The organism is Variovorax sp. VRV01 (assembly GCF_014852545.1).
In the GTDB taxonomy this organism is placed as follows: domain Bacteria; phylum Pseudomonadota; class Gammaproteobacteria; order Burkholderiales; family Burkholderiaceae_C; genus Variovorax; species Variovorax beijingensis_A.
Window position 1 is genome coordinate 67,289 of the sequence record NZ_JACVBS010000018.1, and the last position, 13,793, is coordinate 81,081.

Sequence of the window (13,793 nt, forward strand, 5' to 3'; positions counted from 1 at the left end):
GTGTCGCCGCGTTCAGCGGGTCTGGCCCTTGTACTTGAGCACCAGGTAGGCCGGCCCGAACAAGGGAATCTCGCGCTCGTAGGCATACGAGACGACCACCTTGTCGCCGACCTTCTTGATGTCGAGGTCCTTGCCCGAGACCGACTGGAAGTCGTCGATGGCCTGGGCCCGATCGAAGATGGCGCGCACTTCGGGCACGGTGGTGCCTTCCTTGGCCTTGTTGGCGGCCTTGTCGATGGCCTGCCATTCGATCAGCGTCGGGATGACCTGCGCGACGACGACGCCGACGCAACCCAGCACCACGGCGACAAACACCAGACCGATGAACGAGATGCCGCGCTGGTGCGCGGCCCTGCTGCGGATGGACCGATTTGTTCTCATGCCCTCTTACCCCTCGAACAATGCTGACTGCTTATTGGAATGGACCGATACGACCCAGGTCGCCGAAGTTCATCCAGACGAAGAACGCCCTGCCCACGATGTTCTTGTCCGGAACGAAGCCCCAGAAACGGGAGTCCGCCGAATTATCGCGGTTGTCGCCCATCATGAAGTAGTTGCCGGCCGGCACCTTGCACACCACGCCTTCGACGGAGTAGCGGCAGTTCTCGCGGTACGGAAAGTCGGTCGCGCCCTGCACGAAAGCCGGACCGGCATCGTCGTTGAGCAGCCTGTGCTGCTTGCCGCCGAGGTCTTCGCTGAACTGCCTGAGCAGGCGCATCGACTCGCTGTCGAGATAGTCGGGCATCGGGTTCTTGGACACCGGCTGGCCGTTGATGGTGAGCTTCTTGTTCAGGTAGGCCACCTCGTCGCCCGGGATGCCGACCACGCGCTTGATGTAGTCCATGCTCGGCTTGGGCGGGTAGCGGAACACCACCACGTCGCCGCGCGCCAGCGGCGTACCCTCGGTGATCTTGGTGTTGATGACCGGCAGGCGCAGGCCGTAGGTGAACTTGTTCACCAGGATCAGGTCGCCCGTGAGCAGCGTGGGCATCATGGAACCCGACGGAATCTTGAAGGGCTCGTACAGGAACGAGCGCAGCAGGAACACCACCAGGATCACCGGGAAGAGCCCCGCCGTCCAGTCGAGCCACCAGGGCTGCATCCGCAGCCGCTCGCTGGCCTTGGCGTCGACGGTGTCGACCTGCGTGATGCCCTGGCCGGCCAGGCGCGCGTTGCGCTCGCTCAGGGAGGCCTCGAGCGCCGCGGCGGCGCGCTCGCGCCGAGGCAGGAAGTAGAAGCGCTCGGCCAGCCAGTACAGGCCGGTGACCACTGTGGCCAGGAACAGCAAGAGCGCGAAATTGCCCTCGATGGCACCAAAGTACCAGGCACCGACATAGCCGGCGAAGGCCGCGAGGACCAGGGAAGTGATGAATGCCATTTTTGAGATCAGTCTTCGACTTGCAGAATCGCGAGGAAGGCCTCTTGCGGGACCTCGACCGAGCCGATCTGCTTCATTCTTTTCTTGCCCGCCTTCTGCTTCTCGAGCAGTTTCTTCTTGCGGGTGATGTCGCCGCCGTAGCACTTGGCTAGAACGTTCTTGCGCAGCGCCTTGATTGTCTCACGCGCGATGATGTTGACCCCGATGGCCGCCTGGATCGCCACGTCGAACATCTGGCGCGAAATGATCTCGCGCATCTTCGAGACCACCGCCCGGCCGCGGTACTGCGACTGGCTGCGGTGCACGATGATCGACAGCGCATCGACCTTTTCGCCGTTCAGCAGGATGTCGACCTTGACCACGTCGGACGCGCGATATTCCTTGAACTCGTAGTCCATCGAGGCGTAGCCGCGGCTCACCGACTTCAGCTTGTCGAAGAAGTCGAGCACGATTTCGCCGAGCGGCATCTCGTAGGTCAGCATCACCTGGCGGCCGTGGTAGGCCATGTTCATCTGCACGCCGCGCTTCTGGTTGGCCAGCGTCATCACCGCCCCGACGTATTCCTGCGGCATGTAGAGATGCACGGTGACGATCGGCTCGCGGATCTCGCTCATCTTGCCGACGTCGGGCATCTTGGACGGGTTCTCGACCATGATGACTTCGCCGTCGTTGCGCACCACCTGGTAGACCACGCTCGGCGCGGTGGTGATCAGGTCCTGGTCGAACTCGCGCTCCAGGCGCTCCTGGACGATCTCCATGTGCAGCAGGCCGAGAAAGCCGCAGCGGAAGCCGAAGCCCAGCGCCTGGCTCACCTCGGGCTCGTAGCGCAGCGATGAATCGTTGAGCTTGAGCTTTTCGAGCGCGTCGCGCAGCGAGTCGTACTCGCTGGCCTCGGTCGGATAGAGGCCGGCAAACACCTGCGGCTGGATTTCCTTGAAGCCCGGCAGCGCCTCGGTGGCGGTGGCGGCCGCGCCGCCCGTGCCCGGCTTGATCAGCGTCACGGTGTCGCCGACCTTGGCGGCCTGCAGTTCCTTGATGCCCGCGATGATGTAGCCCACCTCGCCGGCCTCGAGCGACGCGCGCGGTTCGTTGGCCGGCGTGAAGACGCCGATGTTGTCGGCGTTGTACATGGCGCCGGACGCCATCATCTTGATGCGCTCGCCCTTCACCAGGCGGCCATCCACCACGCGCACCAGCATGACCACGCCGACGTAGGGATCGAACCAGCTGTCGACGATCATCGCGCGCAGCGGGCCGTCGGGATTGCCGCGCGGCGCAGGCATCTTGTGCACGATGGCTTCGAGGATCTCGTCGATGCCCAGGCCGGTCTTGGCGGAACACGGAATGGCATCGGTCGCGTCGATGCCGATCACGTCCTCGATCTCGCTGCGTGCGTTGTCGGGATCCGCATTGGGCAGATCCATCTTGTTGAGCACCGGCACCACCTCGACGCCGAGGTCGAGCGCGGTGTAGCAGTTGGCCACGGTCTGCGCTTCGACGCCTTGCGATGCATCGACGACGAGCAGCGCACCTTCGCACGCCGACAGCGAGCGGCTCACTTCATAAGAGAAGTCGACGTGGCCCGGCGTGTCGATCAGATTGAGGTTGTAGACCTGCCCATCGAGTGCCTTGTAGTGCAGCGCGGCGGTCTGCGCCTTGATGGTTATCCCACGCTCTTTTTCGATGTCCATCGAGTCGAGCACCTGCGCTTCCATCTCGCGTTCCGCGAGGCCGCCGCAACGCTGGATCAGGCGGTCCGCGAGCGTCGACTTGCCGTGATCGATGTGCGCAATGATCGAAAAATTTCTGATGTGATTCATCAACGGGAACGCTTAAGTACTTGAATTGGCTCGTGCGCAGAGTGCGACAGGCAAGAAAAAAGGGCGCGTCTTCTGGAGACGCGCCCTGAACCAACAAGCAATGGCAACTGCAGTAGTTGGAACTTCATTGTAGGCAAAAAGGGAGGCACGTACATCCGGGGACAGGGTCAAAACGGGTCGTTGCAGGTCCACAACATCAAAGATATAAACAACTTATCCACAAGATCGGTGGAGCACTCCATGAACAACTTGTGGGCGATCTGTGGAGCGCCGGTGGACTGCTGTCTGACATCTCGCATGGTGGAGGAAAGCTCTCCCCTTATGCGCGGACCCGCCGCCCAATGGCTTCTATTCTACCGAAAATCGTCCTAAGCCTCCTCATAAGTTAGTGAATACAAACAAAACTCGCCCGCTTTTGGCCTGGAATTTTTTTTGAAACCGGGCGCTCGAGCGTCGCAAACACCTCAAAAAAAGGCCCCAAACCCGAGTGACGGGTGGGGCCACTTGACGGAAAAGGCCGGATCAGCGTGCTGGGCGGATCAGGGCGTATTGGGCCCACTCGCCACGGCGGAACAGCACGCTCAGGGGCTTGCCCTTGTCGGCCTTGGCGACCGCGGACTCGAATTCCTTGACACTCGAGACCTCGATGTTGCCCACGGCCAGGATCACGTCCCCTTCGCGCAGGCCGGCCCGCGCAGCGCCATCGCTCGCCGACTCGATGCGCACGCCGCCGCGCATCTTGAGCTCCTTCTTCTGGGCCTCGGTCAGGTCGCTGACCACCAGGCCGAGCGCCTTGCCGGCCGCCGACGGCTTGGCCTGCGGCTCCTCGCGTTCGGGCTGGCGCTTGCCGGCCGGCTTGGCTTCCGGATCGCCCTCGGCCACGGTCACCGAGAGCTCGCGCGTGCTGCCGTTGCGGAACACCGTCAGCGTGTTCTTTGAGCCGGGCTTGGTGCTGGCCACCGAGCGCGACAGGTCGCTGGGGGTTTCGATGAGCTTGTCGCCGTACTTGGTGATGATGTCGCCCTCGCGCACGCCGGCCTTGTCGGCTGCCGAACCCGGCACCACGCTGCTCACGAGCGCACCGCGCGCCTTGCCGAGCCCGATGGATTCGGCCACGTCCTTGGAGACCGAGCCGATGGTCACGCCGATCAGCCCGCGCGAAACGCGGCCGGTGGCGCGCAGCTGGTCGCTGACGCGGATCGCCTCGTCGATCGGGATCGAGAACGAGATGCCCATGTAGCCGCCCGAGCGCGAATAGATCTGGCTGTTGATGCCCACCACTTCGCCGCGCAGGTTGATCAGCGGGCCGCCCGAGTTGCCGGGGTTGATGGCCACGTCGGTCTGGATCAGGGGCACCAGGTCGCCGGTGTCGCGCTGCTTCGCGCTCACGATGCCGGCGGTCACGGTGTTCTCCAGGCCGAAGGGCGAACCGATGGCCATGACCCATTCGCCGACGCGCAGTTTCGAGATGTCGCCGATCTTCACCACCGGCAGGCTGGTCGCCTCGATCTTGACCACGGCGACGTCGCTGCGCTTGTCGGCACCGATCAGCTTGGCCTTGAACTCGCGCTTGTCGGTCAGCGTGACGAGGATTTCGGACGCATCCTCGATCACGTGCGCATTGGTCATGACATAGCCGTCGGCCGACAGGATGAAGCCCGAGCCCACGCCGCGCGGGCGCTCTTCCTCCTGCGGCTGCTGCGGCCGGTTCGGGCGCGGGCCCGGACGCGGGTTGCCCGGCAGCGGCTGCCCGAAGAAGCGCCGGAAGAACTCCTGCATCTCCTCGTCCATTTCGCCGCTGCCGCCGCCCGAGGCCACTTTCTCGACCGTGCGGATACCGACCACGGCCGGCCCCACCTGCTCCACCAGATCGGCGAAATCGGGCAATCCGCGCGTCTGCGCCATGGCCGGCGCTGCCGGCACGAAACCCACGGCAGCCGAGCAGGCCATGCCGAATGCGAAGAGATAGGAACGAAGCTTGTGTCCCTCGACTTTGAACATCATCGGTTTTCTTTCAAAAGAACAGAGCGGCCAAAAGAAGAAGAGCTATGAGTCGGTGATACGGACTTGGTTCAGCGCCATCTACTACAGCGCAGGCGCAGCGGGTCAGCGCGTGCGCGCGAGACTTTGAGCGAACGCATTGAGCGTCTGCTGCGGCACCTCGCCCACAGCGGTCAGCCACCAGTCGCTCGCCGGCTCGGGCAATCGCCGGCGAATGGCGTTGGTGGCTCCGATCGTCAGCACGCCATCACGCGGCGCACGCTTTTCATCGTAACGCTCGATGAAAAGCGACACCGAGGCCAGGCCATCGGAGAAGGTCCACTGGACGGTGCGGTCCTGCCCCGCCTTGCTGTCGCTGCCGGCCGGACGCCGATAGAAGCTGCGCGGCTTGAAGCCGGCCACCGGCGCCTTGAGCACCCAGCCTTCGTCCTGCGCGCTGGTGCGTTCGAGTTCCAGTTTCTCGACGCGGTAGCCGCTGGTATTGGTCATCATCTGCGCGAGCGCCTGCGCCTTGATCGGCGCGTCGAGCTGCAATTCTGAAAACGCCGACTGCTCCACCACGCGGGATTCGGCGTCCACGGTCTGCAGCTTCACCACGAGGCCGGAGCGGCGCTCGCTCCAGATGCGGTAGCCGAAGCGCAGTGCGTCGTGCGGCACCAGTTGCACCACGTCGGCATCGAAGCCCGCCACGCGGTCCTTGCCGACGGCGCGAACGTCGTAGAAGTCGCCGATCGACGAATCGGGCTTGTCGGGCAGATTGGGGAACAGGTCGAGGTTTTCGCGCTTCTCGACCTTCACGACCTTCGCCTCGGGCAGGAAGGTCATCACATGGTGGTTGCGCCTGAACGTGGAGCGCGGTGGCCCCGACAGCGCCTCGATGCGCTCGATCTGCAGGTCGCCGTCGCGCACATGCCAGATGCGCGCGCTCGACAGGTCGCCACCCGCGGCCGACACCACGAAGGTGCCGACGTAGTTGCGCTGCCGGGCCCCCGTGTGCATGCGCTGCAGCCATTCGACGACGCTCATCGAGGGCGGTGCATCGCCCGCCTGGGCCGAGGCCGTCCCCTTGGCGTTCGCCAGCCCGGGCCGGGTCTGCGCGGCCGCGATCTGCGCAAAACAAAAAGCAGCGAACACCAGCGCGAACGCGCGTGCGGAGATCGGCATCTGAACGGTCATTGGAGAGAGACGGGCGCGGATCAGCGCGCAGGGCCTTCGAAGGTCGCGTTGCGCAGGAAGCCCGAGGGCATTTGCGATGCGCCACCGGCTTGCTGGTGCGCTTCGAGCAGCTGGTCGAGGCGCGGGTCGCGCAGCATGACCTGCGGGCTGCCGTTGCCGACCATCACGCGGGTTGGCGTGAGCGCGGCAGTGGGCGGAAGCTGGCTATTGGCGGCGGCGGCCAGCACGGAATTGGCGGCCGGCTGCGGCTGCGCTGCTGCAATCTGGGCACCCGGCGACGGCACACCGATGCCGTTTCCGACCAGGGTCCAACTGATCGCGGCCACCGCCACCAGCGACGCGGCGCCGGCCACCAGCTTCCAGCGAAACACCGGCTCGTTGGCTGCCTCGGCCCTGTGCCGCGCCGTCAGCACCGCGGGGGCCGCGGCCGGCACCGGTGCCGCGATCACGGGCTCCGCGGCCAGGCGCTGCTGGAAGCGGGCCAGGAATGCATTGCTGTCGCTGCAGGGCGAATGGGCACCCGAGCGCAGGATGTCGCCCACCAGGTGATAGGCGCGCCAGGCACCGCGCGCGTCTTCTTCCGCGCAGACGGTGTCGATGGCCCGCGCAAAGTCCTCGCCATGCAAATGACCGTCCGCCAGTGCGGACACCTGTTCACGAACCGTCATCGTCTGATTCATTTCATTCACCTGCTTACCTACCAACGCTTGCCGGACTGGTTGTCCAGCAGCGGTTTGACCCTGGCCGAAATGGCCTCACGCGCCCGGAAAATACGCGAGCGCACCGTGCCGATCGGGCAATCCATGACCTCGGCGATCTCTTCGTAACTCATGCCCTCGATCTCGCGCAGGGTGACCGCCTGGCGCAATTCGGGCGGCAATGCTTCCATGGCCGCCTCGACCACCTGGGCGATCTCGTTGGCTGCCAAGACTGATTCGGGGGTTTCGTCGCTGATTGGTTCGTTTCCAGGGCGGTAAGTTTCATCGTCCTCGTCAGAAGACGGCCGCAGGGCGCTTTCGGAGATGGTCGGGTCGCGCTTCATGTCGACCAGCGCCTTCTTGGCGGTGTTGACCGCGATCCGGTAGAGCCAGGTGTAGAACTGGGCGTCGCCGCGGAACTGATGGAGCGCGCGGTAGGCCCGGATGAAGGTTTCCTGGGCGATGTCCTCGACCAGGTCGACGTCGCGCACCATGCGCCCGATCAGGCGCTCGATCCGGCGCTGGTACTTGATGACCAGCAGCTCGAAGGCCTTCTGGTCGCCCGCGACCGTGCGCTGGACCAGTTGGAGGTCGACCTCGCCCGGGCGCGGCGCCTCGGCGGACACATCGGGCAAGCCGGAGTCCGGTGGCACTGGCGGGGGAGAAGTTGTCATCGGGGAGGTTCAGGGCGCATCGGCAGGCGCGGTTGCTCGCCACGGCTCGCCCGCAGGCGAGGCGGACGGGGCGCGCGAATATACCGCACGGCGTACATCGCGCCAGCGCTCCGGCATGGCGCGCTGTTCGAGCCATATCCATCGTCCGGCGCGGCCCGGCTGGGTCAGGTGGACCAGCAGCAGCGATTGCAGGTCGAGCGCCACCGCGGCGCGCGCCGCATGAACGGCCCGGCCGCGATCGGCGCCCGTCAGGCTCCAGCACAGGCCGTCGAAGTGCAGCACGCCGGCACCGTCGCTTCGCAGCCCAAGTCCGGCCGCAGCGCCGGAAAACAGGACGCTCAGCACCAGCAGCAGCTGGCGCCAGCCGACACTATCGATCAAATAGCACGAGAGACCTGCGCAGCAGGCGCCCAGGGCCCAGGTGGCAATCAGGATCCGGGTCGCACCGCGCGAGCGCCCCACCGGATAGGTCACCGAGGGTGCGCTGTACATGGAAGAGCAAGATTCAAACGCGCTTGAACACCAGCGTGCCGTTGGTGCCGCCGAAGCCGAAGTTGTTCTTGACCGCGACATCGATCTTGAGATCGCGCGCCTGATTGGCGCAATAGTCGAGGTCGCACTCCGGGTCCTGGTTGAAGATGTTGATGGTCGGCGGGCTCTTCTGGTGATGCAGCGCGAGCACCGTGAACACCGATTCAATGCCCCCGGCGCCGCCCAGCAGGTGGCCGGTCATGGACTTGGTCGAATTGACGACGAGCTTCTTCGCGTGATCACCGAAAGCCAGCTTGACCGCATTGGTCTCGTTGACGTCGCCGATCTGCGTGGAGGTGCCGTGCGCATTCAGGTACTGGACCTCGTCGGGGTTGACGCCCGCATTGGCCAGCGCCATGGCCATCGACCGGCGCGGGCCGTCGACGTCAGGCGCGGTCATGTGGTACGCATCGCCGGTCATGCCGAAGCCCGAGACTTCCGCATAGATTTTGGCGCCGCGCGCCTTGGCGTGTTCGTACTCCTCGAGCACGACCACACCGGCGCCCTCGCCCAGCACGAAGCCGTCGCGGTCCTTGTCCCAGGGACGCGAAGCCGTGGCAGGATCGTCATTGCGGGTGCTCAACGCGCGAGGCGCGGTGAAGCCGCCGATGCCGAGCGGAGAAATGGTCGACTCGGCGCCGCCCGCGATCATGACGTCGGCGTCGCCGTATTCGATCATGCGTGCCGACGTGCCGATGGCGTGCAAGCCCGTGGTGCAGGCGGTCACGACGGCGATGTTCGGACCCTTAAAGCCGTACTTGATCGAGACGTGGCCCGAGATCATGTTGATGATCGAAGCCGGCACGAAGAACGGCGAAATGCGGCGCGGTCCGCGGCTCGCGTATTCGCCGTGCGTCTCTTCGATCATCGGCAGCCCGCCGATGCCCGAGCCGATGTTGCAGCCGATGCGCACGGCCTTCTCATAGGACAGCGCTTCGCCGGTCGGCAGTCCGCTGTCCTGCACCGCCTGGATGGCGGCGGCAAGCCCCAGATGAATGAAGCGATCCATGTGGCGCGCTTCCTTCTCCGAGATGTATTGGGTGATGTCGAAACCCTTGACCTCACCGGCGAACTTGCAGGCGAAGGCGCTTGCATCGAACGCGGTAATGTTCGCAATGCCCGACTTCCCGGCCAGCAGATTGGCCCAGGATTCGGCTGCGGTGTTTCCGACAGGAGCGATGCAACCGAGTCCGGTCACGACGACGCGGCGTTTGGTCATGCCGGCAAACCTTTCTGGAAGCGCTGAACAGCTGCCGAGCGGCGCGGGCGGTTGAAAAAAGAGCCGCCGGCCGTCGTTGCAGTGTCAGCTGGCCGATCAGGCCTTTTGATTCTTGGTGGCGTAGTCGACGGCGTTTTGCACCGTGGTGATCTTCTCGGCGTCTTCGTCGGGAATCTCGATGCCGAATTCGTCTTCGAGTGCCATCACCAGTTCGACCGTGTCGAGCGAGTCTGCACCGAGGTCGGCCACGAAGGCCTTCTCGTTGGTTACTTGGGACTCTTCCACGCCGAGCTGCTCGGCGATGATTTTCTTGACACGTGCTTCGATATCGCTCATTTGGTTCCCTCTGAGGGTTGTAGGTAACAGTGGATTTTAGCCGGGCGCATTGTGGCATTTGCCGTGCGCCCGGTACGGGAAAAGTTTGCGCCTTGCGGCTACATGTGCATGCCGCCGTTGACGTGCAGTTCCTGCCCCGTCACGTAGGACGCCTGGGGAGATGCGAGATAGGCCACTGCATGCGCGATGTCGGCCGGCTTGCCCAGATGGCCCAGCGGGATCTGCTGCAGCAGCGCCTGCTGCTGTGCCTCGGGCAGGCTGGCCGTCATGTCGGTTTCGATGAAGCCCGGCGCCACGCAGTTGACCGTGATGTTGCGGCTGCCCAGCTCGCGCGCCAACGCGCGGGTCATGCCCGCCACGCCGGCCTTGGCTGCCGCGTAGTTGGCCTGTCCGGCATTGCCGGAGGCGCCCACCACGCTCGTGATGCTGATGATGCGGCCGTAGCGCTGCTTCATCATCGGGCGGATCACCGCGCGCGAGAGGCGGAACACGGCCTTGAGATTGGTGTCGAGCACCGCGTCCCAGTCGTCGTCCTTCATGCGCATGGCGAGCGTGTCGCGCGTGATGCCGGCGTTGTTGACCAACACGTGGATGGCGCCGTAGGCCTTCACGATCTCGTCGATCAGAGCCTCGACCGCGACGGCGTCGTTCACGTCGAGTGCGCGGCCGCGGCCGTCGAAGGCGCTGAGCGCCGAAGTGATCTTGGCCGCGCTGTCCTCGGTGGTGCCGGTGCCGACCACCTTGAGGCCACGCTGCGCCAGCTCGAGCGCGATGGCTGCGCCGATGCCGCGCGATGCGCCGGTGACCAGGGCGACCTGCCCTTCGAATTTGGGAATGCTCATAAAAGAAGTGTCTGGGCCCGCGCCGTTCAGCCGGCGAGCGATTGTCGGGTGTCCGCGAGCGTTGCCGGGTCGTACACCGACGCGGCTTGCAGCTCGGGGGCGATGCGCTTGACCATGCCGGCCAGCACCTTGCCCGGCCCGCACTCGATGATGGAGGCTATGCCGCGCAGTTTCAAGGCCTGCACGCTTTCGACCCAGCGAACCGGACCGGCGGCCTGGCGCACGAGGGCGTCGCGGATGCGCGCGGGATCGGTCTCGACCGCCACGTCGATGTTGTTGAGCACCGGGATCTGCGGCGCAGCGAGCGTGAGGGTGGCGAGCTTTTCGCGCAATGCCTCGGCGGCGGGCTTCATCAGGCTCGAATGGAAGGGCGCGGACACCGGCAGCAGCAGCGCGCGCTTGGCACCGCCGGCCTTGAGCAGCTCGCAGGCCTTGTCGACGGCCGCCTTGCTGCCCGCGATCACGGTCTGCATCGGATCGTTGAAATTCACCGCCTCGACGATCTCGGCGCTGCCTGCACCGAAGGACGCCGTGGCTTCCGCGCAGCCCGCCACCACCTTGGCGGCGTCCATGCCCAGCACCGCCGCCATGGCGCCGACGCCGACCGGCACCGCCTGCTGCATGGCCCGCGCCCGAAAGCGCACCAGCGGCGCGGCCTGCGCGAGCGTCAGCACGCCGGACGCAACCAGCGCCGAATATTCACCCAGCGAATGCCCCGCCACCACCGACGGGGTGGGCCCGCCTTCGGCCAGCCAGGCGCGCCAGGCGGCAACGCCGGCCACCAGCATCACCGGCTGCGTGTTGGTGGTCAGCGCCAGTTCTTCCTTCGGGCCGTTCTTGATCAGCCCGCCGATGTCTTCGCCCAGCGCTTCGGAAGCTTCGCGCAGGGTTTCGGCCACGGCCGGATGATCGCCCCAGGCATCGAGCATGCCGACGGCCTGGGAGCCCTGACCCGGGAAGACAAAAGCAAAGGATTTCATTTTTATCAAAAGCGTCGTGTCGCATCGCAGCCCGGAGGGGCATCGCGATGCACTACAGATTCAATAGCACCGCGCCCCAGGTGAAGCCACCGCCCACGCCTTCCAGCATGACGGTTTCGCCCTTCTTCACCTTGCCGGACCGCACCGCCTCGTCGAGCGCCAGCGGAATGGAGGCGGCCGAGGTGTTGCCATGCTCGTTGACCGTGACGATGAGCTTCTCGCGCGGAAGCTTCAGCTTCCTGGCCGTGCCTTCCATGATGCGGATGTTGGCCTGGTGCGGAATGAGCCAGTCGATGTCGGCCTCGGTCTTGCCCGCCTTGGCCAGCGTGGCGCGGGCGGCATCCTCGAGCACGCGCACCGCGAGCTTGAACACGGCCTGTCCGTCCATGTGCAGCAGCGGCGTACCCAGCACATTGCCGCCCGAGACGTGGCCCGGCACGCAAAGAATGCCGACGTGCTTGCCGTCCGCATGCAGGTCGCTTGCCAGGATGCCCGGCTCCTCGCTGGCCTCGAGCACCACGGCGCCGGCACCGTCGCCGAACAGCACGCAGGTGGTGCGGTCGTTGAAATCGAGAATGCGCGAGAACACTTCGGCGCCCACGACCAGCGCGCAGCGCGCGGTGCCGGTGCGGATCATGGCGTCGGCCACGGTCAGCGCATAGACGAAGCCGCTGCAGACCGCCTGGACGTCGAAGGCCGGACAGCCGGCCACGCCAAGCTTGTTCTGGAGAATGGCCGCCGACGAAGGAAACACCATGTCGGGCGTCGAGGTCGCGACGATGATCAGGTCGATGTCTTCCGCCTTGCGGCCCGCAGCTTCGAGAGCGTGGCGGGCAGCCTCGAGGCCGAGATCGCTGCTCGTGACCTCGGGCGCTGCGAAGTGCCGCGCATGGATGCCGGTGCGCTCGACGATCCATTGGTTCGAGGTTTCGATGCCGCGCGTTGCCAATTCCTTGGCAAGGTCGTCATTGGTCACCCGGCGCGGCGGCAGGTAGCTGCCGGTGCCGGTGATGCGTGAATAAGGGCTCATCAAACGTGAAGGGCCGTCGCGTCGGCTGGCACCGCGGGCTCCTGCCGCGCGAGCAATGGCGCGGCGTGAGCGATGCGGGCCCGCACGCGATCGAGCAGGTTGTTGCGAGCGGCATCATAAGCGCGATCCAGCGCATGGCCGAAAGCCACTTCGTCGGCCGAGCCATGGCTCTTGAAAACCAGGCCACGCAGGCCCAAGAGGGCCGCACCGTTGTACCGGCGGTGATCGAGCCGGTTTTTAAACGCTTTTAGAACCGGATAGGCAACAATTGCCGCCGCTTTCGTGAAAATGCTCCGCGAAAATTCCACGCGGATGAACTCACCGATCATCGAGGCCACGCCTTCGCTGGCCTTCAGCGCCACGTTTCCGACAAAACCGTCACAAACGACGATATCGGTCGTGCCCTTGAAAATATCGTTACCTTCCACATTGCCGTAGAAGTTCAGATCCTTCGAGTTGGCGGCCGTACGCAGCAGTTGACTGGCCTTTTTGATCGTTTCGCTGCCCTTGATCGCCTCTTCGCCGATGTTGAGCAGGCCGACCGAAGGCGCCTCGTTGCCCGTGAGCGCCGAAACCAGCGCCGAGCCGAGCACGGCAAACTGGAGCAGGTCTTCCGCGTCGCAATCGACGTTGGCGCCCAGGTCGAGCACCGTGGTGGCGCCGCCCTTGGCGTTGGGAAGCTGAGGAGCGATGGCCGGACGATCGATGCCGTCGAGCGTCTTGAGTAGGTAGCGGGCAATGGCCATGAGGGCGCCCGTGTTGCCGGCCGAGATGGCCGCCTGGGCGGCACCATCCTTGACCTGCTGGATCGCGATGCGCATCGAAGAATCCTTCTTCTTGCGCAGGGCGATTTCGATCGGGTCGTCCATGCCCACCACCTCGCTGGCCGCGACGATGCGGGCGCGCGGATGCGCGGCAAAGCCTGCCAGCGCAGCCGGCGCGCCGACCAGCAGCAACGAGGCTTCGCTGTGCCGCTCGAGGAACGCGCGGCAGGCCGCAAGCGTGACGCGCGGCCCATGGTCGCCTCCCATGCAATCCACGGCGAGCGTGATTGCGGAAGGCGCAGCAGTGGATTCGGGGAAAGAAGGCGTAGCCATCAAAACAAAGG

Annotated in this window: 14 protein-coding genes; all 14 read right to left on the bottom strand. The window is 65.2% G+C overall.

Annotated elements, in window-relative coordinates; all coding sequences use genetic code 11:
• Nucleotides 1-12 precede the first annotated feature (12 nt).
• Nucleotides 13-381: a DUF4845 domain-containing protein gene (locus IB278_RS26415; protein WP_027729515.1), complete on the bottom strand. Its 369-nt coding sequence runs from the start codon at nt 379-381 to the stop codon at nt 13-15.
• 31 nt (nt 382-412) lie between these two features.
• Nucleotides 413-1,378, bottom strand: coding sequence for a signal peptidase I (gene lepB / locus IB278_RS26420; protein WP_145741447.1), 966 nt, complete (start codon nt 1,376-1,378; stop codon nt 413-415).
• 8 nt (nt 1,379-1,386) lie between these two features.
• The gene (gene lepA, locus IB278_RS26425) at nt 1,387-3,198 is read right to left on the bottom strand and encodes a translation elongation factor 4 (RefSeq protein WP_012746544.1); all 1,812 of its coding nucleotides are present in this window, start codon (nt 3,196-3,198) and stop codon (nt 1,387-1,389) included.
• A gap of 522 nt (nt 3,199-3,720) precedes the next feature.
• Nucleotides 3,721-5,202: a DegQ family serine endoprotease gene (locus IB278_RS26430; protein ID WP_192326658.1), complete on the bottom strand. Its 1,482-nt coding sequence runs from the start codon at nt 5,200-5,202 to the stop codon at nt 3,721-3,723.
• Between the two features lie 102 nt (nt 5,203-5,304).
• Entirely contained in the window at nt 5,305-6,375 is a 1,071-nt protein-coding gene (locus tag IB278_RS26435; protein ID WP_145741445.1) for a MucB/RseB C-terminal domain-containing protein, read from the bottom strand.
• Between the two features lie 20 nt (nt 6,376-6,395).
• Nucleotides 6,396-7,055, bottom strand: a complete 660-nt coding sequence (locus tag IB278_RS26440) for a sigma-E factor negative regulatory protein (protein ID WP_145741444.1) — start codon at nt 7,053-7,055, stop codon at nt 6,396-6,398.
• Between the two features lie 17 nt (nt 7,056-7,072).
• On the bottom strand, nt 7,073-7,747 hold the full coding sequence (gene rpoE / locus IB278_RS26445) for an RNA polymerase sigma factor RpoE (RefSeq protein WP_225613190.1): 675 nt from the start codon (nt 7,745-7,747) through the stop codon (nt 7,073-7,075).
• Between the two features lie 9 nt (nt 7,748-7,756).
• The gene (locus tag IB278_RS26450) at nt 7,757-8,239 is read right to left on the bottom strand and encodes a hypothetical protein (protein WP_145741442.1); all 483 of its coding nucleotides are present in this window, start codon (nt 8,237-8,239) and stop codon (nt 7,757-7,759) included.
• 13 nt (nt 8,240-8,252) lie between these two features.
• Nucleotides 8,253-9,497 carry a beta-ketoacyl-ACP synthase II gene (gene fabF, locus IB278_RS26455; protein WP_145741440.1) on the bottom strand — a complete coding sequence of 415 codons (1,245 nt, stop codon included), beginning with the start codon at nt 9,495-9,497 and terminating at the stop codon, nt 8,253-8,255.
• A 96-nt stretch (nt 9,498-9,593) separates the two neighbouring features.
• Entirely contained in the window at nt 9,594-9,833 is a 240-nt protein-coding gene (gene acpP, locus IB278_RS26460; RefSeq protein ID WP_007830471.1) for an acyl carrier protein, read from the bottom strand.
• A 98-nt stretch (nt 9,834-9,931) separates the two neighbouring features.
• Nucleotides 9,932-10,675 carry a 3-oxoacyl-ACP reductase FabG gene (gene fabG / locus IB278_RS26465; RefSeq protein ID WP_145741438.1) on the bottom strand — a complete coding sequence of 248 codons (744 nt, stop codon included), beginning with the start codon at nt 10,673-10,675 and terminating at the stop codon, nt 9,932-9,934.
• 26 nt (nt 10,676-10,701) lie between these two features.
• Entirely contained in the window at nt 10,702-11,655 is a 954-nt protein-coding gene (gene fabD / locus IB278_RS26470; protein WP_145741436.1) for an ACP S-malonyltransferase, read from the bottom strand.
• Nucleotides 11,656-11,707: 52 nt separating this feature from the next.
• Nucleotides 11,708-12,685, bottom strand: a complete 978-nt coding sequence (locus tag IB278_RS26475; protein WP_124957201.1) for a beta-ketoacyl-ACP synthase III — start codon at nt 12,683-12,685, stop codon at nt 11,708-11,710.
• Complete coding sequence (gene plsX / locus IB278_RS26480) at nt 12,685-13,782, bottom strand: phosphate acyltransferase PlsX (RefSeq protein ID WP_145741434.1); 1,098 nt, start codon at nt 13,780-13,782, stop codon at nt 12,685-12,687. Before plsX ends, IB278_RS26475 begins: the two co-directional genes overlap by 1 nt.
• Nucleotides 13,783-13,793 lie beyond the last annotated feature (11 nt).